The organism is Synechococcus sp. CB0101 (assembly GCF_000179235.2).
Taxonomy (GTDB): Bacteria; Cyanobacteriota; Cyanobacteriia; order PCC-6307; family Cyanobiaceae; genus Vulcanococcus.
In genome coordinates this window covers 662,439-684,904 of record NZ_CP039373.1, presented here as the reverse complement: position 1 = coordinate 684,904, position 22,466 = coordinate 662,439, and the positions used below count along the sequence as shown (strand labels likewise).

Genomic DNA, 22,466 nt, shown 5'->3' with positions numbered 1-22,466 from the left:
CTCATCCCCCGCTGCGGCGGGGGTTTTTTAATGCTTCGATGCCAGACCCTTCTCCGCTCGACGCTCCCTGCCTGCTGGATGGGCCTGATGCAGCTCCCGCCACGCTGCTGCTGGCCCATGGCGCCGGAGCGCCAATGGATAGCCCTTTCATGAACACCATCGCCACCGGCCTGGCCGAGCGGGGCTGGCGGGTGTTGCGTTTTGAGTTTCCCTATATGGCCCAGGCGCGCCGATCAGGCCAGCGACGCGCTCCGGATCGGCAACCCGTTCTGCTGCAGAGCTGGCGCGATCAGGTCGCTCAAGCCTCCGCTGAGGGGCCGCTGTTCATGGGTGGTAAATCCATGGGAGGACGCATGGCCAGCCTCTTGCTCGACGAGCTGGCCGCGACGGATTCAGTGCTGGGTTGCCTCTGCTTGGGGTATCCCTTTCATCCCCCAGGCAAGCCAGAGGCCCTGAGGATCGAGCACCTGCAGACCCTGAGGCATCCCTGCCTCGTGTTGCAAGGGGAGCGCGACACCTTTGGGCGTCGCACGGAAGTGGAGGCTTACACCCTGAGTGCGGCAGTGCAGGTGCAGTGGATTCCCGACGGGGACCACAGCTTCAAACCCACCAAGCGATCTGGTCTGAACGAGAGCGACAACCTGCAGCAGGCCATCGCTGCCGCCGATCAGTTCATGGCTTGGTGTTGTCGAGATCGCTCGGGCGGCTGAGCACAAACAGCACGCCACCGGTGAGGGCCAGGCCAATCAGCACCATGGCCGTGATTGCAGTGCTGTAATCCGTCTGCATGGCGGCGTAACGAAGTGTTAAAGCACCCTAAGCGACTTGCGGGAACGCCTCCAGCGCCTTGGCGAGGCTGATTGGAGCCAGCTCTGCCGAACTGGTCACTTCAATGATCTGGCCGATGGAGGCTGGCGTGGCCAGAGCCTCCACACAGCAGCGCGCCACCAGGCGCCGCGGAATCGAAGCGCTGTCCTGTTGATCGGCGGTGCTGTAGCGAATGCCTTCGTGCTCCAGATCCGTTTCCCGTTCGGAGAGCCCGCCGGGGCGGATCACGGTCCAATCCAGCCCGCTGCGTTCCAGGCTCCGCTCCCCCACCCGCTTCCACACCAGGATCAAGCCGAACAGGTTCAGGGGATGGCGCCAGCGCCCGGCGCACAGGGAGCTCACCAGTACGACTCGCCGGATGCCCAGACGCCGGCAGCTCTCCACTTGATGCTGCACACCCCAGGCATCCACGCGCATCGGGCCTGTGAGATCCACCGAAGGCCGTGCCCCTGTGGCGATCACCAAGCCGTCGCAGCCCTCGAGGGCTGCATCGAGGGCGTTTGGGTCGCTCAACTGCAAGCGATGCAGCTGACACGCCCGCAGTGGCTCGGGCACCACAGAGTGTTCCTGCAGCAGCAGCCTCGGTTGATCCCCAGCTCGCAGCAGCTCCTCGGCGATCCGCCATCCGGTTTTGCCCGAGGCGCCGCTCACGGCAATCGTGCGAGACATGGCGGTGGGATGACGTGCAATAGGGAGGCAGTATCGCGGCTCTGAATGAACCGTTGGCATCCCCCTGAGCCCGATGACGGCGACTGGCCCGTGGATCGTGGCCGGCCCTGGGGGCTTCGCCTCTTGGCGTTGCTGGGTGCCTTCTCCTTCGTGATGCTGGGCCTGAGCAGCCTGGCGCCGTTGCTGCATCCGCAAGAGCGGCGTCCACCCGATCTGCCAGATCGGCCATCCAGCGGTCTGGTGAGCCTGCTCGGGAGGCTGGTGTGACGCTGTTACTGAACTTTCCTTGGCTGCCGGTTGTGCTGGTCGGCTTGGCCGGTGCCGCCTGCCTCGGGCTGCTGATCCTGTTGGCGGGTCTTCAGCGCGTCTTCGCTGTGGCGCCGCGTTTGCTGGAGCTGCCAGCGGATCAGCAACCGGTTGAGCAGTCGCTCACGGTTGTGGTTCCGGCCTACAACGAGGCCACCAATATCGAAGCCTGCGTCAGCCATGTGCTGGCCAGTGAAATGCCGTGCAGCTCCTGGCAGTTGCTGGTTGTTGACGACGATTCCAGCGATGCCACAGGCGCCCTGGCGGCAGCGGCGGCAGCTGCCAGTGGCTGCCCGCCGGAGCGATTTCGTTTGCTGCAGGCGGGCCCCAGACCAGGCGATCAACGTTGGGTGGGCAAGAACTGGGCTTGTACTCAAGCCGCCGAGCAGACCCAGAGCGATTGGTTGCTGTTCATCGACGCCGATGTGCGCCTGCAGCCGGATGCCTTGCGGCGCGCCCTGCTGCAGGCCCTGCACGATCAGGCCGATCTGCTCAGCCTGGCGCCGCGCCTGGGATGCACATGCCTGGCGGAATGGATGGTGCAGCCGATCATGGCCAGTTTGCTGGGCCTGGGTTTTCCGATTCAGGCAGCCAATGATCCTTCGAGCCCTGTGGCCTTTGCCGCCGGGCCTTTCATGCTGTTTCGCCGCCCTGTGTACGAGCAGATCGGCGGCCATCGCGCCTTGGCCGCTGAAGTGGTGGAGGATCTTGCCCTGGCTCGCCGGATCAAAACTCAGGGGTATCGGCTGCGCTACTTGCTGGGGCTTGATGTGGCGGAGCTCAACATGTATGCCAACTTCGCCGCGCTTTGGGAGGGCTGGAGCAAGAACTGGTTCCTGGGCCTGGATTCCAGCGTTCCCAAAGCCTTATCTGCCGCTGGGGTGGTGGTGTTGATGTTCAGCGGACCGTGGTTGTTGCTGGGTGCCGGCTTGTTGCTGAGTTGGTGGATGCCATGGCAACGCAGCTGGTGGCTGGTGCTGTTGCTACTGGCGGGATGTGGCGTGTTGCTGCAATTGGCTCTGCGTGTCTGGAGCCGGCGCCAATTCCAGGTGCCGCTGCACCTCTGGTGGTTGATGGGGGCCGGAGGCCTCCTGGTGGGTGCCATTGGCCCAACATCGGTGTGGCGCACCCTCACAGGTCGCGGATGGACCTGGAAGGGACGCCAGCTCTCTTGACCCTTCAGGAATAGAACTGTTGCTGAATGGCCTGCTGCGTGTTGGCCTGCTCGCTAAACCAGGCTTTGAGCAAATCTTTTGCCAGATGGCGGAGCTGCTCGGCGTCGCTCTGGGCATCAATTTCGCGCTTGAGACGTTCCACCTCAAAGGATTGATTGAGGCTGAGTTCGATCGGGGCCATCGGCTCATCACGATGGGACGCCCCGAAACCTATGGCTGCTGCTGATGGCGGACGTAGCGGTGGTTACGCAGCGGATCGGTGCGTCAGCAATTGCCAACCGTGACTGTTTGTGAAATCGACGTCGCTCAACAGCGCCCTGCCGGGAGAGTCGTTCTCACCACAAAGCCGCTTCCCCATCCATGCGTCTGAGCTGGAGTCAACACCTGAACGCTGCTCGCACCCTCGAGCTGGCGGGCTCTGATCAGGCCGGCATCGCCCTGGCCTTGATGGGCATGGCCCTGTTGATGCTGGTGCAAGACCTCAGCCTGGAGACTGATCACCAGGGCGATCACCCGGGTGCGTAACAAAGGCGACACCTTCAGAAAATCTTCCCCTCGATCTTTGTGAGGAAGCCGCTGCAACGAGCTCCGTGCTCCTTAGCGTTGATCGAACGCAGCAGCTTATCCGTGTCGGATCAACCGTGTTCCGAAGTTGATCGTTCCATCCAGCCCGCCAGCTTGAAGTGGCAATCGGATGGTGAGTTATCCCAACAGGATGTGTTCAATCTGGTCTGCAAGCTTCGCGCTGTCGAGCCTGGACACACCTGCAATGAGCTCTGGCGGCTTGGTCAGAAATACCCCAAATCGCCGTCGCGATCCACGTGATCCCCATGTCTTGCGCGTGGCTGATCTGCTGAACCTTTTGCTCGAGCCTCAGCCTTGATTTCCTGATCAAGTCACCGCCTGGTTGCGGTTGTTACGGGATCTTCGGCCTCTTTCATTACCTTGGCATCGCTCCTTGATGGTGCACAGATGCATTCCGATCGATCTCCAGCGGTGGAGCTTTCCATCACCCAGCAGTTTGAAATCGAACGGTTCAATCGGGCAATTGATGCAACCGCTGATCCCGATCAGCTGCGCAACCTGGCGAAGCAATTGCTTCAGGCTTGGCACACTCAGAAAGCTGCAACGGCATGGGTTGCAAGCCAGCGCGCTTGACCTGCGGCTGATGGAGCTGTCTCCTGAAGTCTCATTCGGTTGGATCTGCGACCTAAAATCTCCTTAGCAATCCGGTCCTTTTGGCTTCAGTGTCTGCAGCTGTCGCCGTTCAGCGGGTCGGCCTTGGTGGCGCACGCGGTGTCGCACGAGGTGTCGCAGCACTATTCACCGCTGTTTTGGTGGGTTGTTCCAGCTCGGCTCCGCCTTCCACCAACGCCTCTGCGGATGCCACCCGCAAGCCTGTGGTGCTCACCACCTTCACGGTGCTGGCTGACATGGCCCGCCAGGTGGCCGGTGATCGTTTGGAGGTGCGCTCGATCACCAAGCCTGGTGCTGAGATCCATGGCTATGAGCCCACCCCCAGCGATCTCGAGGCTGCGCAGGGCGCCAATTTGATTGTGGAGAACGGTTTGGGCCTGGAGCGTTGGGCCAACCGCTTCGTGGCTGCCTCCGGACAGGCGTCAACCCTCACCCTCAGCAATGGGATGGAGCCGTTGTTGATCGAGGGGGATGTCTATGCGGGCAAACCCAACCCCCACGCCTGGATGTCGCCCAAGCGGGCTGAGCATTACGTGGATCGGCTGGTGGAGGGGTTCAGTCAGTTGGATCCAGCCGGTGCCCCAGACTTTCGAGCCCGTGGGCTGGCTTACAAGCAGCAGCTCAGAGCCCTCGATGCCGAGCTGCGATCGGCCTTGGCGGATGTGCCGCCCAGCCAGCGGCTGCTGGTCACCTGTGAAGGTGCCTTCAGCTACCTCGCCCGCGACTACGGCCTCGATGAGGCTTACCTCTGGCCGGTCAATGCCGAAACCCAGGTCACACCACGGCGATTGGCCCGCTTGATCAACACGGTGAAGCAGCGGCAGGTGCCGGCTGTGTTTTGCGAAAGCACCGTGAGCGATGAGGCGCAGCGGGAAGTGGCCCGGGCTACGGGAGCCAAATTCGGGGGTACCTTCTATGTGGATTCCCTCTCGGGAAGCGGCGGCCCAGCCCCCAGCCTCCTGGCCCTGCAACGCCACAACGTGAACCTGATCATGCAAGGTCTGAGCCGCCCGCTCACCCCGAAGCCAGCGCCATGAGCGTGCGATACGCCCCCATGGCCGCTCCGCGGATTGAGGTGGAGCAGCTGTGCGTGGATTACAACGGCACTGTGGCGCTCTACGACGCCGATCTCAGCCTTCCCGCCGGCTGCATCTGCGGGTTGGTGGGGATGAATGGAGCGGGCAAATCCACTCTGTTCAAGGCGCTGACGGGGTTTGTGCGCCCCTCCCATGGGCGCATTCGCATCAATGGCCAGCCCGTGCTGGCGGCCCAGCGCGATCAGGCGGTGGCCTACGTGCCGCAGAGCGAAGGGATCGATTGCAACTTCCCGATCTCCGTCTGGGATGTGGTGATGATGGGCCGCTATGGCTCGATGAACGTGCTGCGCTGGCCGCGTCAGTCGGATCGGGTGGCTGTACGCGATGCGCTGCAGCGGGTGGATCTGCTCGATCTGGCGCAGCGGCCGATCGGCGCCCTCTCTGGTGGCCAGCGCAAGCGAGCGTTTCTGGCCCGGGCCATTGCTCAACGCGCCTCGGTGTTGTTGCTGGATGAACCCTTCAATGGCGTGGATGTGCGTACGGAGCAACTCATGGCTCAGCTGTTCCTGCAGTTCCGCCAGGAAGGTCGCACGATCTTGATCTCCACCCATGACCTGGGCCACATCCGCGATTTCTGCGATCTGGTGGTGCTGATCAACCGCACCGTGCTGGCCTACGGCGAAACCAGCGCGGTGTTCACCCCTGAGAACCTGGCGCGTACCTTCGGTGGGATGGTGCCCAAGCCATGACCTGGCTGCTCGAACCCCTCAGCCATGCCTTCATGGTGAAAGCGCTGTTGGTGAGCGCTTTGGTGGGCGGCGTGTGTGGCTTGCTCTCCTGCTACATGACCCTCAAAGGCTGGGCACTGATGGGCGATGCCGTGTCCCACGCGGTGATGCCCGGTGTGGTGGTGGCCTATGCCCTCGGCCTGCCGTTTTCCCTCGGGGCTTTTGTGTTTGGTGTGGGCTCGGTGGCAGCGATTGGTTTTGTCAAACAGAAGTCGCGCATCAAGGAAGACACGGTGATTGGCCTGGTGTTCACCGGCTTCTTTGCCCTGGGCCTGGTGTTGGTGTCGAAGGTGCGCAGCAACATTGATCTCACCCACATTCTGTTTGGCAACGTGCTGGGTATTTCCAGCTCAGATATTCAGCAGACCCTCCTGATCTCAGCGCTGGTGGTGGGTTTGCTGCTGGTGTTTCGCCGCGATCTGTTGCTGTTTTGCTTCGACCCCACCCACGCCCGTTCCATTGGCATCAACACGGGGGTGCTGCATTACATGCTGCTCTCGGTGCTTTCGCTTACGGCCGTGGCGGGCTTGCAAACCGTGGGGGTGATTCTGGTGGTGGCGATGCTGGTTACCCCCGGAGCCACGGCCTATCTGCTCACCGATCGCTTTGATCGGATGACCCTCTTGGCGATCGCAAGCAGCGTGCTCTCTAGCTTGATCGGTGTCTACGTGAGCTACTGGAGCGATAGCTCCACGGCCGGTTGCATTGTCTTGGTGCAGACCGCTCTCTTCCTGTTGGCTTTCTTGTTGGCACCGCGTTACGGCATCCTGAGCTCCCAGCGTTCCCAGACCCTCTAGGCGTGTCGGATCAGTCCTGGCCTTGGTGGCCGCTGCTGCCCCTGTATCCCTATGGGCGCCGGCGCACCTTGGTGCGTGAGCTGATTCCAGAACAGATCTGGAGTTTTGAGCAGCTCCAGGGCGTGTTTTATGTGGCGGTGCCGATCCGGATGACCGTGGCTCGGGTGCCGGGCGGCCTGATGCTGTATGCCCCGGTGGCTCCCACGGCCGAGGTGCGCCAGGCGCTTGCAGATCTTGAGCAGCGCTACGGCCCGGTGCTGAGCATCGTGCTGCCCACCGCGTCTGGCCTTGAGCACAAGCTGCCTGTTCCAGCGATGGCCCGGGCGTTCCCCCAGGCCGAGCTGTGGGTGACCCCCGGGCAATGGAGTTTCCCGCTGCCGCTCCCCCTGCCCTGGCTTGGTTTTCCGCGCCGCCGCACCCGGGTGCTGGGCGACGACGGTTACCCCCATGGAGAGGCCCTGCGCTGGGAGTCGCTTGGGCCGATTGATTTAGGCCTGGGGCGGTTTCAGGAATTGGCCTGCCTGCATCAAGCCAGCGGGGCTCTGCTGCTCACCGATGCCCTGGTGGCGATCAATGCGGTACCGCCTGAGCTCTTCGATCTCGATCCCACGCCGCTGCTGTTTCACGCCCGCGACCGCGGGGATCAGCCCCTGGTTGATGCGCCGGAGCTGCGTCTGAAGGGTTGGCAACGCCTGGCGTTGTTTGCGTCGTATCTACGCCCGGAAGCACTGGCTGTTCCCAGCGTTGCTGAACTGCTGGGCCAGGCTTGGAAGCCGGGCTGCCGTAATGCCCGCAGCTATTTCGGTCTCTATCCCTTCCACTGGGCCCGCAATTCAGCCGAGGTGTTTCTCGAGCTGCAACCCCAGCCCGGCCAGCTGCGGGTAGCGCCGGTGCTCGAGCGGCTGGTGTTTCCGCGCACCCAAGCTTTGATCGTGGCCTGGGTGCGGCGCCTGGCCCGCCTGGATGGCCTGCGCTGGGTTGTTCCAGCGCACTATGACGCGCCCGTTGCCTGTAGCTCAGTCCAGTTGCTGGAGCTGGCCGAACAGTTGGAGCAGCGCCAATGGGCTCCAAACGAGGGCAATTGGGCCTATCTGGCCGGAATCGATCGCACCCTCTTGAAGCTGAAGGTGGTGCCGGAGCAGCCCCAGGTGGGCTGACTCACCGGCTCGTTGTGGCTCAGAGCTTCAGCTCACCGGGGTCGGCGTCAGCCTCGGGGAAGAGGGTGGCTTCCAGTTCCATGCGCTGCTCCATCTGGCGCAGGAAGTAGCCAGTCATCATCGCGGAGGCCAGCAGGCCAGCCAGGTGATCACGGTTGGCCGTGATTTTCACGTCGAAGTGCTCGCCCGGCAGAACGCCCAACAGGCCCTGCACGTTGTGGCGAATGATGTCTTGGATGTCGCTGCTGGCGGAGCGAGCCACGCGCTGCAGCACATCCGGGGACTGTTCCTGCAGGTACTGAATCAACGAATTGGCGCTGATTGCTTCGCTGTCGCTCGTCAGGAACTCCGGGTTAAACATTCCGGTGTGCTCCGCGTCACGGCTGCACCCTACCCCAGCTCTTCGTCTCGTTCGAGACCGTTGAGGTCGGAGAACCGAATCAGACCAAGACGATTCAGCGGCCAGTAGCGAAACACAGCCGTGCCGATCACCTCCTGGCGTGGCAGCGGGCCCCAGATGTGGGAGTCGAGGCTGGCATTGCGGTTGTCGCCCATCACCAGCAGGTCACCCTCGGGCACGGTCAGCGGCCCGAAGCTGTAGTCGATCGGTTGCTGACGCCAGGGCTCGTCCACAGCGCTGCCATTGCGGAGCAGGGCGCCATCCCGCACTTCCACCACATCCCCTGGTTGCCCCACCACCCGCTTGATCAGAGCCGCTTGGGGGTCGTAGCCCGCCTCCACCAGCACCGGAGGGGCATGGAACACCACGATCGTGCCGTTGGGCAGGGGCTGATGCAGCCGCGGCCTGAGCTTTTCCACCAACACCCTGTCCTGCAACTGCAGGGTGGGCAGCATCGAGCCGGAAGGAATCCAGCGCGGTTCGATCACCAGCCAGCGCAGCAGCACGGCCACGGCTAACCACAGCAGCACCGAGCGCCAGCCCTTCAGCGCTGAACCCGCCCCAGGGGATGGATCGCTGGAGGAGGAACTGCTCTTCATCGCCGCTTCGGTGAGCATGATCGCCACATCCTGAACAACAGCACCGCCGGTGCCCGCTCCTTCAGCCCACCGTTGCAGCGCCGGCGACAACCTCCGGGCCGCCCTGGCTCTGCTGGAGGCGCTGCAGCGTCTTGGCTTGCGCCGGTTGGTGCTCTGCCCGGGTAGCCGCTCGGCCCCTCTGGCGGTGGCCGCCGGGCTTCTCGAGACGAGCGGTTTGGCACTGATCCCTGCGGTGGATGAGCGCTCTGCGGCGTTTTTGGCCTTGGGGCTCGGGCGGGCCGATGGGGTGCCGGCTGCGGTGGTCACCACCTCCGGCAGTGCGGTGGCCAACCTCCTGCCCGCTGTGGTGGAGGCCGATCACGGCGCGGTGCCGCTGTTGCTGCTCACAGCGGATCGCCCCGCCCGCTTGAAGGGCTGTGGTGCCAATCAAACGGTGAATCAGGAGGCGTTCCTGGCTCCGTGCTGCCGCTGGATAGGAGCTGGTGATCCCCGGGGGTTGGCGGCGATGCCGGCGGAGGGCCTCAGTGCGTTGGCCGAGCGGGCCTGGGGTGCTGCCCTGGCTGCACCGGTGGGACCTGTGCATCTCAACCTTCCGTTTGAAGAGCCGCTGCACGCCTCGGCAGAGCAGATCGAGGCGGAGTGGGCACGCCGCACCAGCAGCAGCCCAGCCCTTGCTGTGAACGCACAGCCCGCGGCTCGGCCGCTGAACCCAGTGGATTCAGCTGCTGATCTGTTGGATCCCGATCAGCCTGGAGCGGTGGTGGTGGGGCCCTGGCGGGCGCCCGCGGCTCAGCTCGAGCCCTTTGCCGAGGCGCTCGTGCGTTGGCAGCGCCGCAGTGGTTGGCCGGTGTTGGCTGATGGACTGTCGGGCCTGCGCGGCTGGCCCGGGCTGCAGCTGGTGCACGGCTACGACCTGCTCCTGGGCGAAGGCCATGCCTTGCCGGCGGCTCCGCAACTGCTGCGGCTCGGGTCGATGCCCGCCAGCCGCCGCCTGCAGCAGTGGATCGCCGCCAGTGACGGCCCCCAACTGCTGATCACGGAGGGCGATCCGCGCAACCTCGATGCCAGCGGCACGGCCCGCCAGCAGCTGGCCTGTGGCTTGGCCGCCTGGCTCGCTGCTGGCATGCCCGATGGTCAGCCGAGCGAAGCCAGCCAGGTGTGGGCGGCGGCGTTGATGGCGGCGGATCAGCAGTTGCAACAGCAGCTAGATCAGCGCTGGCTCTCTGCTGATCCGCAGGCCCTGAGCCGTGAACCCGCCTTGGCCCGTGCCCTCAGCCGCCTGCTGCCGGCTGGTGAACCGCTGATGCTGGCCAGCAGCAGCCCCGTGCGCGATTGGGAGAGCTTTGCAGCGGCCGATGCACCCCAGCGGCCGGTGTTCGGGTTCCGCGGCGCCTCCGGGATTGATGGCACCCTCTCGATGGCGGCCGGTCTGGCGATGAGCCATGGCCGCACCACCTTGCTCAGTGGTGATTTGGCGTTGCTCCACGACGCCAACGGCTGGCTGTGGCGTGAGGCGATGGCTGCTGCCAAGGCTCGGCTCACCGTCGTGTTGGTCGATAACGCCGGGGGGGGCATCTTTGAGCAGTTGCCGATCCGCACCGGCCCGCAGCTGGATTTCGAGCGGCTGTTCGCGATGCCGCAGCAGCTCGATCACACCGCCCTGGCCGCCGGTTATGGCATTCCCGCCCGCGCCGTCGTCAGCCTTGATCAGTTGGCGGATGGCCTGAGCTGGGCAGCCCAGCACCCCATGGCTCTGCTTCATGTGCGCACCGACCGGCAGGCCGATGCAGCGCTGCGCCGGCAGTGCCGCCGCACAATGGCTTCCATCCACAAGGGGCCTGATGGCGGCAACACCCTCAGCTGAGCTGGCAATCGCTTGGCAGCCGCAAGGCTCCTACAGCGACATCCTGTTCGACCTCAGCGCCGAGGGCATCGCCCGCATCACGATCAACCGCCCCCACAAGCGCAACGCCTTCCGTCCGCAGACGGTGACGGAGTTGTTTGATGCGTTTTCGCGGGTGCGCGACAACCCCCGCATCGGTGTGGTGCTGTTCACCGGCGCCGGTCCCGCCGCCGATGGCGGCTATGCCTTCTGCGCTGGCGGCGACCAGAGCGTGCGGGGTGATGGCGGCTATGTGGGCGACGACGGGCTGCCCCGCCTGAACGTGCTCGACCTGCAGCGTTTGATCCGCAGCCTGCCCAAGGTGGTGATCGCCTTGGTGGCGGGCTACGCCATCGGTGGCGGCCAGGTGCTGCATCTGCTTTGTGATCTGAGCCTGGCGGCCGAGAACGCCGTCTTCGGCCAGACCGGTCCGAAGGTGGGCAGCTTTGACGGCGGTTTTGGGGCCGGCTACCTCGCCCGGCTGGTGGGGCAGCGCAAAGCCCGTGAGATCTGGTTTCTCTGCCGTCAGTACGGCGCTGCAGAAGCGCTGGAGATGGGTCTGGTGAATGCCGTGGTGCCGCTGGAGCAGCTGGAAGCCGAAGGCGTGCGCTGGGGCCGGGAGGTGTTGCAGCACAGTCCCACAGCAATCCGCTGCCTCAAGGCCGCCTTCAATGCCGAAACCGATGGCATGGCCGGCATCCAGGAGCTGGCGGGCCAGGCCACCCATCTCTTCTATCGAACAGAGGAGGGGCAAGAGGGCCGCAACGCGTTCCTCGAGAAGCGGGCACCGGATTTTTCCGAGTCCCCATGGCTGCCTTAGCGCCAGCCGTTGGCTAGCAGTTGGTGAGAGTGCTCGTATCGCTGTGACAGCTCGTCGTTTGTCTCGTTGGATGCTGGCCTGGGCCGCCTGCCTGGCTCCCCTGGGGGCTCCAGCCCTGGCGCGTCAGCCGGATCCGATCCCACCGCCGGCGCCGGCGATCAGTGACGCCGTGGCCCTCAGCCGCATTCCCTCCGATCTGATCGACGATGAGGGCCTGCATCTGGTGCTCGATCGCCGCACCCGGCAATTGATGGTGCTCAAGGATGGCCGTCTGCTGCGCCGCTACCCAGCTGCCGTGGGCACCGAGGGGTGGGAAACGCCTGCGGGCCGCCATCAGGTGCTGGAGATGGTGCCGTATCCGATCTGGGAACACCCCAGCAATGGCAAGCAGGTGGGGCCTGGCCCCAACAACCCATTGGGATCCCGCTGGATCGGCTTCTATCGCGACTGCACCCCCCGCCAGAACGCTTGGGATGGTGAGCGTTATCTGAGCGTGGACGGCTGCACCGTGGCTGGTTTCCACGGAACGCCCCATCGCTGGACGGTGGGACGAGCGGTGTCCCATGGCTGTGTGCGCTTGTTTGAGGAAAACGTGCAGGAGGTGTTTGAGCTGGTGGAGGTGGGCACACCGGTGACGGTGTTGCCCTGAAACCACCCGTAGAGTTGCGCGCACTTTCAGCCGGACTTCCCATGCGGGTGCTGTTTGCCGCAGCCGAATGCGCCCCAATGGTGAAGGTGGGGGGCATGGGTGATGTGGTGGGTTCCCTGCCCCCGGCCCTGGCCCCTCTCGGCCACGACGTGCGGCTGATCATGCCCGGCTACGGGCGGCTCTGGAGTCAGCTCGATATTCCTGGCGAGCCCATCTGGCGCGGCCACACCATGGGCACCGATTTTGCGGTGTACGAAACGCGGCACCCCAGCAATGGGCTCCCCCTCTATCTCGTGGGGCACCCGGTTTTCGATCCCGAGCGCATCTACGGCGGTGAAGACGAGGATTGGCGCTTCACCTTCTTTGCCAGTGCCACCGCTGAGTTCGCGTGGAATCACTGGAAGCCCGACATCCTCCATTGCCATGACTGGCACACCGGGATGATTCCGGTGTGGATGCACCAGGACCCCGACATCAGCACGGTGTTCACCATCCACAACCTCAAATACCAGGGGCCCTGGCGCTGGAAGCTCGATCGGATGACCTGGTGCCCCTGGTATATGCAGGGCGATCACACCATGGCGGCGGCCTTGCTGTATGCCGATCGCGTCAATGCGGTGTCACCCACCTACGCCCAGGAGATCCGCACGTCTGAATACGGCGAACAGCTCGAGGGGTTGCTCAACTACATCAGCGGCAAGCTGCGCGGCATCCTCAACGGCATTGATCAGGCCGCCTGGAATCCCGCTACCGATTCCACCCTGCCCGCCAACTACAGCGTTGATGACCTCGCCGGCAAGGCCGAGTGCAAGCGGGTGTTGCAGGAGCGCATGGGCCTGGCGGTGAATCCCGACACCTATCTGATGGGTTTGGTGAGCCGTCTGGTGGACCAGAAGGGCGTGGATCTGCTGCTGCAGGTAGCCGATCGGGTGCTGGCCTATTCCGACACGCAGTTTGTGGTGCTCGGCACCGGTGATCGCCATATCGAATCCGGCCTCTGGCAGATGGCGGCTCGCCACCCGGGCCGCTTCGCCGTGTTCCTCACCTACGACGACGCCCTCTCCCGGCTGATCTACGCCGGCAGCGATGCCTTCTTGATGCCCAGCCGGTTTGAGCCCTGCGGCATCAGCCAGCTGCTGGCGATGCGCTACGGCTCGATCCCTGTGGTGCGCCGCGTGGGGGGTCTGGTGGACACCGTGCCGCCCCATGTGCCCAATGCCCACACCGGCACCGGCTTCTGCTTCGATCGCTACGACCCGCTCGACTTCTACACCTCGATCGTGCGCTCCTGGGAGGCGTACCGCCATGGCGACAGCTGGCGCGAGCTGCAACGGCGTGCGATGACCGCCGATTACAGCTGGGATCGCTCCGCCCTCGAGTACGACCAGATGTACAAGGAGGTGAAGGGTGTGAAGGAGCCCACCCCCGATGCCGAGGCGGTGGAGCAGTTCTCCCGCGGCCAGGACGCTGACCCCAGCCTCCAGGGTGGAGGTCAGCCCCCCCGCGAGCCCCTTGAGGCGTCTTCGGCGGGCAACAGCTTGCTCAATCCGCTCTCCCTGCTGCGCCGCCGCGGCGGTCGTTGATGCGCTGGGATGGCCCTGTCACCGCCTGAGGGCCCGTCCCAGCAGTCAGCGCAGCAGCGCGATCTGCCGGCCACGTATCGCAACCCCTGGTCCACCCTGGGCGACAACCTCTGGGCGGTTGTTGCCGATACCCGGCTGCGCGTTCAGGAGGTTGTCCGGCGCAACGGCCAGGGGAGCCTGTGGCGCCCGAGCTGGTGGCCGGCGGATCTGGCACCCCTCTTCTGGCCGTTGCTGCTCGCGCTTGGGCTCACGCTGGTGGTGCTGCTGGGCCTGCAAGGCGCCTCAGCCCTGCGGCGCCTCACTCCCCCTGTGAGCCCGCCGATCCGTTCCGCTGCAATCGAGGCAGGACCAGCGGAGGCTCCCGAGGCGGACGAGCCGCCGCCCGCGCCCCTCGCCTTCGAGCCGCCGTTGATGCCGGAGGCACCGCCGGCTCCCTCGCCCGATGGGGTCGGTGAGCTTGCTGAGGAACCACCGGATCTGCCTCTTGCTGAGGTCCCTGCTGAGCCCCAACCGCCAGACCCGCTCGATGCACTCGTGCAGCGCTCCGATGCCGACGGATTGCTGCTTCAAGCGGTGGCGTCGGCTGATCAGCGCACCCTCGTGCTGCAGGTGGCTCCTGCGTTTGCGGCGCTGAGCGTGCCGGCTCAGCAGCGTTACGCCGAGCAGTGGCAGCTCTGGGCGGCGGATCTCGGCTACGACCACCTGGAGCTGCGCGATTCTCGCTCTGGCCTGCTGGCCCGAGATGCGCTGGTGGGCGCCGGCATGATCGTGCTCAACGAGTCATCCAGCCCCTGATCCAATGCAGCTTGGCGCTTTGATCGCGTGCTGGGGACAACCCCGCGGAGCTCAGGCCGCTGGTGTGGATCCGGCTGCCCCAGTGGGCCCCATCTGCACCGATAGCCGCCAGCTGCAGGGCGGAGAGCTGTTTGTTCCCCTGGTGGGGGAGCGCTTCGATGGGCACGGGTTTCTCGGGCAGGCAGCAGCCCTTGGCGTCCAGGCGGCTGTGGTGCAACGCGGCCGCGCCGGAGACGTTCCCCCGGGATTGCTCCACTGGCTCGTGGATGACACCCTCGATGCCTACCAACAGTTGGCGTTGCTGCATCGACGTCAACTCGTTGCACCGGTGGTGGCCGTAACGGGCTCGGCCGGCAAAACCACCACCCGCGAACTGATTCGCGCCGCCCTGGGGCCCTTAGGGCCGGTGATGGCCAGCAGCGGCAACGAAAACAACGACATCGGCGTGCCCCTCACGCTCCTGAAGGCTGGCACCGAACACCGGGCGGTGGTGGTGGAGATGGGCATGCGTGGCCTGGGTGAGATCGATCGCCTCAGCCGCACCGCTCAGCCGGATGTGGCTGTGATCACCAACATCGGCACGGCCCACATCGGCCGCTTGGGCAGCCGTGAGGCGATTGCCACCGCCAAGTGCGAGATCACCAGCCAGCTCAAGCCCGATGGCCTCTTGGTGATCCCTGCAGGCGATCCCCTGCTGGAGCAGGCGATCCAAGCGGTATGGAGCGGCCGCGTGCAGCGGGTGGCACTGGCGGGCGATCCGGGCGTTGACCAGGCGGATCTGCTCGGCGAGCTCGATGAAACCAACGACTTGCTCAGCGTGCGCGGTGAACGCATTCGCCTGCCCCTGGCGGGCCGGCACAACGCCCGCAACCTGCTGCTGGCCGTGGCGGTGGCCCAGGAGCTGGGAGTTGGCCTGCCGGCCTTGGCTGATCTGGATGTGGAGGTGCCCGGCGGCCGCAATCGCCGGCTCCAGCTCGGCGGCCTCAGGGTGTTGGATGAGACCTACAACGCCTCTCCGGAAGCCGTGTTGGCGGCCCTGGAGCTGTTGGCCCGGCAGCCGGGGCGCCGCTTTGCCGTGCTGGGCTCGATGCTCGAGCTGGGAGAGCAGAGCGTGGCCCTGCATCGTCAGGTGGCGGAGCGGGCGGCGGCCCTGGGCCTCGATGGATTGGTGGTGGTCGCCGGCGGCGCTGAGGCCCAGGCCATGGCGGCGGCCGCCCAGGCGTTGCCGAACCTTGCTGTGGTGGCGGAGCCGGCGGAGGCCGCCGAGCCGCTCAAGCAATGGTTGGCCAGCGGCGATGTGCTGTTGCTCAAGGCCAGCCGGGGTGTGGCCCTGGAGCGGCTGATTCCCCTGTTGCCGGAGCTGCCGCTCAGCTAGGGGCCTGCCAGTTCTCCTTCACCAGCTGTTTGGCGCGGCCCAGGGCGAGCGCTCCAGCGGGCACGTTTTTGGTGAGGGTGGAGCCGGCTCCCACGGTCACGCCTTCGCCGAGCACGATCGGCGCCACCAGCACGCTGTTGGCACCGGTTTTGCTGCCAGCGCCGATCATGGTGCGGTGTTTGTTCACCCCGTCGTAGTTGGCGGTGATGGTGCCGGCTCCCACATTCACGCCTGAGCCCAGCTCGGCATCGCCGATGTAGCTGAGGTGGTTCACCTTGCAGCCCTCGGCCAGGCTGCTTTTTTTGATCTCCACAAAGTTGCCGACGCGGCAGCCTTCAGCGAGATCAGCGCCCGGGCGCAGCTGGGCGAAGGGGCCGATGGCGCAGTCGCTGGCTACGGCTGCATCGCGCACCACGGAGTAGATGATCTCCACGCGATCGCCGATGCGGCTGTTGTCGATCAGGCTGCCCGGGCCGATGCGGCAACCCTCGCCGATCACGGCGTCGCCGCGGAAATGGCATTGGGGCTCCACCACCACATCGCGGCCGAAGCGGGTGCCATCGCTGAGGGTGCAGCTGGCGGGATCCACGAAGGTCACCCCTTCAGCCATCCAATGGCGGCGCATGCGCTCCTGAATCACCGCCTCGCATTGGGAGAGCTGCAGGCGATCGTTGATGCCGTTGATCTCATCGGCATCGGCCACCTCCAGGTGCATGGCGGGGTTGAGCATCGCCACGGTGTCGGTGAGATAGAGCTCTCCCTGGTCGTTGTCGGTGCTGAGCTGCGGCAGAACCTCCGCCAGCTTGCGCCAGTTGAAGCAGTAGATGCCGGCGTTGATCAGGTTGTTGCAGCGCTGGGCCTCGCTGCAGTCGCGGTGCTCCACGATCGCCGACACCTGAGCGGCGTCATCGGCAAACACACGGCCGTAGCCCGTGGGGTCGGCCAGCCGGGCGGTGAGCAGGGTGACCGCCGCACCACTGCTGCGGTGCCGTTCGAGCAGGTTGGCGATGGTCTCAGCCCGCAGCAACGGCACGTCGCCGTTGAGCACCAATAGATCCCCTTCGAAACCGCTGAGGGGTTCGAGCAATTGCTGCACCGCATGCCCCGTGCCGTTCTGGGGCTGCTGCAGCACAAACTCCAGACCAGGTTGATGGGCCAGGGATTGCTCCACCCGATCAGCCTGATGGCCCACGATCAGGATCTGCCGCTGTGGCGCCAGACCCTTGCAGCTGGCCAACACGCGCTCCACCAGGGTGGCCCCCGCCAGGGGCTGCAGCACCTTGGGCAGATCGCTCTTCATGCGGGTGCCCTTTCCAGCGGCCAACACGGCAACGGCGAGCATCAGCGGCGGAGCACAACTGGCCGGGAATCTACTGGTGGTTGCTGGAGCTCAATCCCCAGCGCCGCCGCCAGGCACCGGTGGCTTCCACGCCACCGGCGGCCATGGCCGCTGCCTGAGCCTGCTGCCGCTCGCGCAGGATCGTGGCCCGATCGCTGTGGCCACTGGGATCGCGGTAGGGCTCGGCGGCATTGGTGTGGAGGTGCTCCTCTTCCATGGGGCTCAGGGGCCTGAGCTGGCTGGCTCCCTCGAGGGAGCTGGGGCTGGCGGCGGTGCCGCCGCTCCAGTCCTTGGCCTGTTTCAGTAGGCCTGAAGGGGCGGAGATGCTGGCGATCTCCAGTCCAGCTAGCCGCAGCGATCGCCGGATCGCGGCGGCACTGCAATAGGTGAGCAAACGGCCGCTGGGCTGCAGCAGGACCCCCAGCCCACTCAGAAACTCCAGGGTCCAGAGCTGCGGGCAGCGGCTGGGGGAGAACGCATCCATCAGGATCAGATCAAAGCGGCCTCGCTGACTGGTCAGCAGCTGCGGCAGCTGACTGCGGGCATCTCCCCAGAGCATCTGCGGGCCTCGACTCAGCTCTGCAAGTTGATGCAGGGTCTCGGGTGCCCACTGGCTGCAGAACCCTCGATCGGCCAGGGCCAGCGCGACGGGTTCGCGGTCGAGTTCCAGGCCCCACCAGTTGAGCTTCAGGCCACGGGCGTTGCAGGCTTCGAGCAGGGCGGCGCTGTTGCAGCCCGTGCCCACACACACATCGAGCACCTGCAGCGTGCTGCCTGGGCTCCAGCGCTCCAGTTGGGCTGGGGCGACGAACTTGGCCCGCGCCTCACTCAGCGCACCGAGCCCACTGTGGAAGCCTTCGCCCACCTCGCGGCTGAACAGGCTGAAGCTGCCATCAGCCGTGTGCCGTGGCTCAAGCCTGGAGCCGCTCAAGGTCGCTCCAGAACTCGGGATACGACACCGCCGCCGCCTCCGGCCTGTGCAGCTGGGTTGCTCCCGTGGCGATCTGTGCCGCCACCGCCAGGCTCATCGCCACGCGGTGATCCGTTTCGCTATCCACCTCGGCGCCATGCAGTTGCACGCCGCCCTGGATGGCCATGCCATCGGCGAACTCTTCAATGCGGGCCCCCATCGCGCCCAGTTGGCGGGCCATCACCGCCAGGCGATCGGTTTCCTTCACCCGCAGTTCCTCGGCGCCGCTGACGCGGCTCACGCCTTCGGCGCAGCAGGCCGCCACCGCCAGCACGGGGATTTCATCCACCAGGCGCGGAATCAGATCAGCCCCGATCTCAAAGGCCTTCAGCGGGCCGTGGGTGACCCGCAGATCCCCCACTGGTTCGCCGGCCACATCCCGCTGGTTGAGCACCTCGATGCGGGCCCCCATCTGCTCGAGCACGTCGAGGATGCCGGTGCGGCTGGGGTTGAGGCCCACGTTTTCCACGGTGAGATCAGCCCCAGGGGTGATCGCGCCGGCCACCAGCCAGAAGGCAGCCGAGCTGATGTCGCCGGGAACCACCACGGCTTGGCCGCGCAGGCGCTGGCCGGGCTTCACGGTCACCTCGGTGTTGCCGGGGCCGCCAACGCTCAGTTCCGCGCCAAAGGCCCGCAGCATGCGCTCGCTGTGGTCACGGCTTTGCACCGGTTCGATCACGGTGGTGGGGCCTTCCGCGGTGAGTGCGGCCAGCAGGATGGCGCTCTTCACCTGGGCCGAGGCCACAGGGGTGCGGATGGTGGCGCCGTGCAGGGTCTGGCCCTGAATCGCCAGTGGTGCCAGGTTGCCGCCGCTGCGGCCGGCGATCGTGGCGCCCATCTCAGCCAGTGGACCGCCCACCCGCTTCATCGGCCGGCGGCGCAGGGAATCGTCGCCGGTGAGCACGAAATGGCGCCCGGCACGACCCGCCAGCAACCCCAGCATCAGGCGCATGGTGGTGCCGGAGTTGCCGCAATCGAGCACGCTCTCTGGCTCCCGGAAGCCATCGAGCCCCACGCCCTGCACCGTGACGGTCTGTCCGGCCTCGATCGGTGAGACGTCCACACCCATGGCCCGCAGGCAGGCCGCCGTGCTGAGGGGATCTTCTGCAGGGAGCAGACCCTCGATGGTGGTGGTGCCGTCGGCAATGGCGCCGAACAGCAGTGAGCGGTGGGAGATCGATTTGTCGCCCGGTACGCGCACCGTGCCCCTGAGGCTGCGACCTGCGGTGGTTCCCAGGGCGAGGGGCATGGCTGACGCGTGGAGTGCAGCGAGCGTAGGCATCGGCCTCAGCCGAGCATCAAGCCGCCGTCGCCGCTGAGGGTTTCCCGGCAGCTGCGCAAATCAAACAGCAATTCCTCGAGGTTGAACTGCATGAGCTCCCGCTCCATGGCCCGCTGCAGGCGCCGGGCCATGGAGCGCAGCACCTGCTCTTCTGCCTGGTTGCTGTCAGGGGCGTCAGGTTCGACGAGCTGAATGTCAGCTCCCACCGCTGCCAGCACCTCCGCCACCGGGATGGCAGCGGGCTGCCGCTGCAGCCGGTACCCCCCCAATCGCCCGCGGCGTGCCTCCACCAGGCCGGCACGGCGTAGTTGCAGCAGTAGCTGCTCAAGCATTGGCGCTGGCAAGGCTTGCGCGGCGGCGATGTCATTCACCGAGCGCCATTGCTGCGGGGCCTCAGCCAGCTCCAGCAGTGCCTGGAGCGCCTGCTGTCCGCTGCGGCGCAGCAGGCTCATCCCGCCTTGGCCAGCCGCTCGAGCACCTGTTCCAGCGCGTAGCCGAACAGGGCTGGGTCGGGATCGCTCTGGCCCACATCCGCCAGCCCCAGCTCGGCCCAGCGGGCATCGAGGCGAGCCTCCACCGCTGCAGGCCGGCTCAGGGGCTCGCCCCAGGGGTGGTTGCGTTCCGGTCCGAGCTTGGTGGTGGCGTCGATGGCCAGGCGGCCGCCGAGACCGAGTTGCTCACTGGCGAAATCCAGCGTGTCGAAGGGGGTGTCCTCCACCACGATCAGATCGCGCTGGGGATCCACCAGGGCGCTGATCGCCCAGATCACCTGCCGCGGATCACGGATGTTGATCGCCTTGTCCACTACCACCACGAATTTGGTGTAAGTGAATTGAGGCAGGGCGGTCCAGAAGGCCATGGCGGCCCGCTTGGCCTGGCCGGGATAGGCCTTGTCGATGGCGATCACGGCCAGCTTGTAGCTCAGCCCTTCCATCGGCAGGAAGAAATCCACGATCTCCGGGATCTGCTGCCGCAGGATCGGGGTGTAGATGCGGTTGAGGGCGATGGCGAGCATCGCGTCTTCCTTGGGAGGTCGGCCGCTGAAGGTGGTGAAGTAGATCGGCTCGCGCCGCTGGGTTACGCATTGGATGCGCACCAGCGGTGATGGCTCCACGCCGCCGTAGAAGCCCATGTGGTCGCCGAAGGGCCCGTCGGCCAGCTCCTCGCCCGGGGTGATCGTGCCCTCGAGCACCACTTCGCTGTGGCTGGGCACTTCCAGGTTCACGGTTTTGCATTTGGCGAGCCGCACGCCCTCACCGGCATAGAGCCCGGCGAATAGCCATTCGCTCAGCTGCACGGGGATCGGCGTGGCGGCCGCCATCACCAGCAGTGGATGCACGCCGATGGCGATGGCGATCTCCAGCTTTTTGCCCATGGCCGCCGCCTTGCGCAGGTGACGGGCGCCGCCGCGCACGCTCAGCCAGTGCACGGTCATGGTGTTGATCGACTGCTGCTGCAGCCTGTACACACCCACGTTGGGGGTTCCGGTTTCGGGGTCCTTGGTGATCACCAGGCCCAGGGTGAGGATGCGGCCGCCATCGCCCGGCCAGGGGCGCAGCAGCGGCAGGGCATCGAGGTTCACAGCCTCGCCCTTGAACACCTGCTGGCGGCAGGGGGGTGTGAGATCCAGATCGGGCCGGGCCTTGAGCACATCGAGCAGCACGGAGCCGAAGCGCACCGCCTCCCGAGCTCCTTTGGGCGGGCGGGGCTGCTGCAGCAGTGCCAGGCGCTCGCCCAGGGCTTCGAGCTCCTCAGGCCGCTCCATCCCCATGCTCCAGAGCACCCGCTCCTGGGTGCCCATCAGGTTGATCGCGACCGGCATCTCACTGCCGATCACGTTTTCGAAGAGCAGGGCCGGTCCGCCGCAGCTGAGCACCCGATCGGCGATCGCTGCCAGCTCCAGATCGGGATCCACCGGTGCCGTGATGCGGCGCAACTGTCCGCGTTCCTCTAGCAGCTTCAGAAACCCGCGCAGGTCACGCTGCGAACCCATTTCTTTGCTGCCTGCTGTGCTGTGGTGACTACTGTGACGCACCCCTTCCGCCACTGCGGCCGTGCAGATCTCCTACTTCCACACCTCCGAGTGCGTGCCGGCCGTGAAGCCTGTGGCCGAGGGCGGCCCCGATGCAGCGGTGGTGATCGACGTGCTGCGGGCCACAACGACGATTGCCTGGTCGCTGCAGAACGGCGCTGAGGCCATCCAGGCGTTTGCCGATCTGGCTGCACTGGATGCCACGGCGGCCGCCTGGCCGGCGGAGCGCCGGCTGCGGGCTGGTGAGCGCGGCGGCAAGCGGGTGGATGGCTACGACCTGGGCAATTCCCCCCTGGCGGTGACGCCAGAGCTGGTGGGGGGCAAACGCATTTTCATGAGCACCACCAACGGCACCCGCTCGCTCGAGGCGGTGAAGGCGGTGCCGCTGCTGGTGACGGCCTGCCTGCCCAACCGCACCGCCGTTGCGCGGCGGCTGATTGAGCGCGATTGCCGCCATGTGTGGATCGTTGGCAGCGGCTGGGAGGGTGACTACTCCCTGGAAGACAGCCTGGCGGCGGGTGCGGTGGTGTCGGAGGCGCTGGAGCTGGCTGTGTCGCCCCACGTGGGCGTGCGCTGCGCCAACGATGAGGCACTGGCGGCCCTGGCGCTCTGGCAGCAGTGGCACACCGACACCGAAACCTGTCTGCGGGCCGCCAGCCACGGTCAGCGGCTGATCGGCATCGGCAACCACGACGCCGACTTCGCCTGCTGTGCCGCCGTGGACAACCTCACCATCGTGCCCACCCAGACCAGCCCCGGCGTGTTGCAGGCGGCCTGAGGCCCTTG

Annotated in this window: 25 protein-coding genes; 16 read left to right on the top strand and 9 right to left on the bottom strand. The window is 65.9% G+C overall.

Going from position 1 to position 22,466, the window contains the following annotated elements:
- Window positions 1–38 precede the first annotated feature (38 nt).
- Window positions 39–710, top strand: coding sequence for an alpha/beta family hydrolase (locus tag CB0101_RS03770; protein ID WP_010307769.1), 672 nt, complete (start codon window positions 39–41; stop codon window positions 708–710).
- 106 nt (window positions 711–816) lie between these two features.
- Here the strand turns inward: CB0101_RS03770 and CB0101_RS03765 are convergent, their stop codons facing one another.
- On the bottom strand, window positions 817–1,497 hold the full coding sequence (locus tag CB0101_RS03765) for an SDR family oxidoreductase (RefSeq protein WP_010307774.1): 681 nt from the start codon (window positions 1,495–1,497) through the stop codon (window positions 817–819).
- A 45-nt stretch (window positions 1,498–1,542) separates the two neighbouring features.
- Between CB0101_RS03765 and CB0101_RS03760 the strand changes: the two genes are divergently transcribed.
- Together CB0101_RS03760 and CB0101_RS03755 are read left to right on the top strand one after the other, a co-directional pair.
- On the top strand, window positions 1,543–1,764 hold the full coding sequence (locus CB0101_RS03760) for a hypothetical protein (protein WP_010307779.1): 222 nt from the start codon (window positions 1,543–1,545) through the stop codon (window positions 1,762–1,764).
- Window positions 1,761–2,978: a glycosyltransferase family 2 protein gene (locus CB0101_RS03755; protein ID WP_010307782.1), complete on the top strand. Its 1,218-nt coding sequence runs from the start codon at window positions 1,761–1,763 to the stop codon at window positions 2,976–2,978. Before CB0101_RS03760 ends, CB0101_RS03755 begins: the two co-directional genes overlap by 4 nt.
- A gap of 4 nt (window positions 2,979–2,982) precedes the next feature.
- Here the strand turns inward: CB0101_RS03755 and CB0101_RS15260 are convergent, their stop codons facing one another.
- Window positions 2,983–3,159, bottom strand: coding sequence for a hypothetical protein (locus CB0101_RS15260; protein ID WP_010307786.1), 177 nt, complete (start codon window positions 3,157–3,159; stop codon window positions 2,983–2,985).
- A gap of 179 nt (window positions 3,160–3,338) precedes the next feature.
- Here CB0101_RS15260 and CB0101_RS15255 point away from each other — a divergent pair, with 179 nt between their 5' ends.
- From CB0101_RS15255 to CB0101_RS03725, 6 genes are all read left to right on the top strand, one after another.
- Window positions 3,339–3,503 carry a hypothetical protein gene (locus tag CB0101_RS15255; protein ID WP_010307791.1) on the top strand — a complete coding sequence of 55 codons (165 nt, stop codon included), beginning with the start codon at window positions 3,339–3,341 and terminating at the stop codon, window positions 3,501–3,503.
- A 447-nt stretch (window positions 3,504–3,950) separates the two neighbouring features.
- Window positions 3,951–4,136 (top strand): hypothetical protein, encoded by a 186-nt coding sequence (locus CB0101_RS03745; protein WP_010307797.1) that lies wholly within the window; start codon window positions 3,951–3,953, stop codon window positions 4,134–4,136.
- 179 nt (window positions 4,137–4,315) lie between these two features.
- Window positions 4,316–5,212: a metal ABC transporter substrate-binding protein gene (locus CB0101_RS03740; protein WP_246833817.1), complete on the top strand. Its 897-nt coding sequence runs from the start codon at window positions 4,316–4,318 to the stop codon at window positions 5,210–5,212.
- Complete coding sequence (locus tag CB0101_RS03735) at window positions 5,209–5,961, top strand: metal ABC transporter ATP-binding protein (protein WP_010307805.1); 753 nt, start codon at window positions 5,209–5,211, stop codon at window positions 5,959–5,961. Before CB0101_RS03740 ends, CB0101_RS03735 begins: the two co-directional genes overlap by 4 nt.
- On the top strand, window positions 5,958–6,797 hold the full coding sequence (locus CB0101_RS03730; protein WP_010307808.1) for a metal ABC transporter permease: 840 nt from the start codon (window positions 5,958–5,960) through the stop codon (window positions 6,795–6,797). The genes CB0101_RS03735 and CB0101_RS03730 overlap by 4 nt, the downstream gene beginning before the upstream one ends.
- Window positions 6,798–6,799: 2 nt before the next feature.
- A complete protein-coding gene (locus tag CB0101_RS03725; RefSeq protein ID WP_010307812.1) occupies window positions 6,800–7,954 on the top strand; it encodes a DUF4336 domain-containing protein in 1,155 nt (384 codons plus the stop codon).
- 19 nt (window positions 7,955–7,973) lie between these two features.
- Here the strand turns inward: CB0101_RS03725 and CB0101_RS03720 are convergent, their stop codons facing one another.
- On the bottom strand, window positions 7,974–8,315 hold the full coding sequence (locus CB0101_RS03720) for a DUF760 domain-containing protein (protein ID WP_010307815.1): 342 nt from the start codon (window positions 8,313–8,315) through the stop codon (window positions 7,974–7,976).
- Between the two features lie 29 nt (window positions 8,316–8,344).
- Entirely contained in the window at window positions 8,345–8,953 is a 609-nt protein-coding gene (gene lepB, locus CB0101_RS03715; protein WP_050778767.1) for a signal peptidase I, read from the bottom strand.
- A 49-nt stretch (window positions 8,954–9,002) separates the two neighbouring features.
- Here lepB and menD point away from each other — a divergent pair, with 49 nt between their 5' ends.
- The 6 genes from menD to murF all read left to right on the top strand — a co-directional run bounded on the left by menD (window position 9,003) and on the right by murF (window position 16,057).
- Window positions 9,003–10,817, top strand: a complete 1,815-nt coding sequence (menD, locus tag CB0101_RS03710) for a 2-succinyl-5-enolpyruvyl-6-hydroxy-3-cyclohexene-1-carboxylic-acid synthase (RefSeq protein WP_010307820.1) — start codon at window positions 9,003–9,005, stop codon at window positions 10,815–10,817.
- Window positions 10,795–11,655: a 1,4-dihydroxy-2-naphthoyl-CoA synthase gene (gene menB, locus CB0101_RS03705; protein ID WP_010307824.1), complete on the top strand. Its 861-nt coding sequence runs from the start codon at window positions 10,795–10,797 to the stop codon at window positions 11,653–11,655. Before menD ends, menB begins: the two co-directional genes overlap by 23 nt.
- Before the next feature lie 70 nt (window positions 11,656–11,725).
- Complete coding sequence (locus tag CB0101_RS03700; protein ID WP_010307828.1) at window positions 11,726–12,304, top strand: L,D-transpeptidase; 579 nt, start codon at window positions 11,726–11,728, stop codon at window positions 12,302–12,304.
- A 41-nt stretch (window positions 12,305–12,345) separates the two neighbouring features.
- Window positions 12,346–13,887 (top strand): glycogen synthase GlgA, encoded by a 1,542-nt coding sequence (glgA, locus tag CB0101_RS03695; RefSeq protein ID WP_010307832.1) that lies wholly within the window; start codon window positions 12,346–12,348, stop codon window positions 13,885–13,887.
- A 9-nt stretch (window positions 13,888–13,896) separates the two neighbouring features.
- Entirely contained in the window at window positions 13,897–14,682 is a 786-nt protein-coding gene (locus CB0101_RS03690) for a hypothetical protein (protein WP_010307835.1), read from the top strand.
- A 4-nt stretch (window positions 14,683–14,686) separates the two neighbouring features.
- Window positions 14,687–16,057, top strand: coding sequence for a UDP-N-acetylmuramoyl-tripeptide--D-alanyl-D-alanine ligase (gene murF, locus CB0101_RS03685; RefSeq protein WP_010307837.1), 1,371 nt, complete (start codon window positions 14,687–14,689; stop codon window positions 16,055–16,057).
- On the opposite strand, the gene glmU is transcribed toward murF, so the two are convergent.
- Genes glmU through CB0101_RS03660 form a run of 5 tightly spaced genes read right to left on the bottom strand, consistent with a single transcriptional unit; the run spans window position 16,050 to window position 21,641 of the window.
- Window positions 16,050–17,399 carry a bifunctional UDP-N-acetylglucosamine diphosphorylase/glucosamine-1-phosphate N-acetyltransferase GlmU gene (glmU, locus tag CB0101_RS03680; protein WP_010307838.1) on the bottom strand — a complete coding sequence of 450 codons (1,350 nt, stop codon included), beginning with the start codon at window positions 17,397–17,399 and terminating at the stop codon, window positions 16,050–16,052. The genes murF and glmU overlap by 8 nt on opposite strands.
- A gap of 28 nt (window positions 17,400–17,427) precedes the next feature.
- Window positions 17,428–18,327 (bottom strand): tRNA (5-methylaminomethyl-2-thiouridine)(34)-methyltransferase MnmD, encoded by a 900-nt coding sequence (locus CB0101_RS03675; protein ID WP_010307840.1) that lies wholly within the window; start codon window positions 18,325–18,327, stop codon window positions 17,428–17,430.
- On the bottom strand, window positions 18,308–19,615 hold the full coding sequence (gene aroA / locus CB0101_RS03670) for a 3-phosphoshikimate 1-carboxyvinyltransferase (RefSeq protein WP_010307842.1): 1,308 nt from the start codon (window positions 19,613–19,615) through the stop codon (window positions 18,308–18,310). Before aroA ends, CB0101_RS03675 begins: the two co-directional genes overlap by 20 nt.
- 38 nt (window positions 19,616–19,653) lie before the next feature.
- Entirely contained in the window at window positions 19,654–20,100 is a 447-nt protein-coding gene (locus CB0101_RS03665; protein WP_010307845.1) for an Rrf2 family transcriptional regulator, read from the bottom strand.
- Window positions 20,097–21,641, bottom strand: coding sequence for a UbiD family decarboxylase (locus CB0101_RS03660; protein WP_136643954.1), 1,545 nt, complete (start codon window positions 21,639–21,641; stop codon window positions 20,097–20,099). Before CB0101_RS03660 ends, CB0101_RS03665 begins: the two co-directional genes overlap by 4 nt.
- A 61-nt stretch (window positions 21,642–21,702) precedes the next feature.
- Here CB0101_RS03660 and CB0101_RS03655 point away from each other — a divergent pair, with 61 nt between their 5' ends.
- Window positions 21,703–22,458, top strand: coding sequence for a 2-phosphosulfolactate phosphatase family protein (locus tag CB0101_RS03655; RefSeq protein WP_010307872.1), 756 nt, complete (start codon window positions 21,703–21,705; stop codon window positions 22,456–22,458).
- Window positions 22,459–22,466 lie beyond the last annotated feature (8 nt).

Excerpts from the sequence above, each read along its gene's own strand:
- CB0101_RS03770 (WP_010307769.1), top strand. The coding sequence starts at position 39 with ATGCCAGACCCTTCTCCGCTCGACGCTCCCTGCCTGCTGGATGGGCCT.
- CB0101_RS03765 (WP_010307774.1), bottom strand. The coding sequence starts at position 1,497 with ATGTCTCGCACGATTGCCGTGAGCGGCGCCTCGGGCAAAACCGGATGG.
- CB0101_RS03760 (WP_010307779.1), top strand. The coding sequence starts at position 1,543 with ATGAACCGTTGGCATCCCCCTGAGCCCGATGACGGCGACTGGCCCGTG.
- CB0101_RS15260 (WP_010307786.1), bottom strand. The coding sequence starts at position 3,159 with ATGGCCCCGATCGAACTCAGCCTCAATCAATCCTTTGAGGTGGAACGT.
- CB0101_RS15255 (WP_010307791.1), top strand. The coding sequence starts at position 3,339 with ATGCGTCTGAGCTGGAGTCAACACCTGAACGCTGCTCGCACCCTCGAG.
- CB0101_RS03745 (WP_010307797.1), top strand. The coding sequence starts at position 3,951 with ATGCATTCCGATCGATCTCCAGCGGTGGAGCTTTCCATCACCCAGCAG.
- CB0101_RS03735 (WP_010307805.1), top strand. The coding sequence starts at position 5,209 with ATGAGCGTGCGATACGCCCCCATGGCCGCTCCGCGGATTGAGGTGGAG.
- CB0101_RS03730 (WP_010307808.1), top strand. The coding sequence starts at position 5,958 with ATGACCTGGCTGCTCGAACCCCTCAGCCATGCCTTCATGGTGAAAGCG.
- CB0101_RS03720 (WP_010307815.1), bottom strand. The coding sequence starts at position 8,315 with ATGTTTAACCCGGAGTTCCTGACGAGCGACAGCGAAGCAATCAGCGCC.
- lepB (WP_050778767.1), bottom strand. The coding sequence starts at position 8,953 with ATGAAGAGCAGTTCCTCCTCCAGCGATCCATCCCCTGGGGCGGGTTCA.
- menB (WP_010307824.1), top strand. The coding sequence starts at position 10,795 with ATGGCGGCAACACCCTCAGCTGAGCTGGCAATCGCTTGGCAGCCGCAA.
- CB0101_RS03700 (WP_010307828.1), top strand. The coding sequence starts at position 11,726 with ATGCTGGCCTGGGCCGCCTGCCTGGCTCCCCTGGGGGCTCCAGCCCTG.
- glgA (WP_010307832.1), top strand. The coding sequence starts at position 12,346 with ATGCGGGTGCTGTTTGCCGCAGCCGAATGCGCCCCAATGGTGAAGGTG.
- CB0101_RS03690 (WP_010307835.1), top strand. The coding sequence starts at position 13,897 with ATGGCCCTGTCACCGCCTGAGGGCCCGTCCCAGCAGTCAGCGCAGCAG.
- murF (WP_010307837.1), top strand. The coding sequence starts at position 14,687 with ATGCAGCTTGGCGCTTTGATCGCGTGCTGGGGACAACCCCGCGGAGCT.
- glmU (WP_010307838.1), bottom strand. The coding sequence starts at position 17,399 with ATGCTCGCCGTTGCCGTGTTGGCCGCTGGAAAGGGCACCCGCATGAAG.
- aroA (WP_010307842.1), bottom strand. The coding sequence starts at position 19,615 with ATGCCCCTCGCCCTGGGAACCACCGCAGGTCGCAGCCTCAGGGGCACG.
- CB0101_RS03665 (WP_010307845.1), bottom strand. The coding sequence starts at position 20,100 with ATGAGCCTGCTGCGCCGCAGCGGACAGCAGGCGCTCCAGGCACTGCTG.
- CB0101_RS03660 (WP_136643954.1), bottom strand. The coding sequence starts at position 21,641 with ATGGGTTCGCAGCGTGACCTGCGCGGGTTTCTGAAGCTGCTAGAGGAA.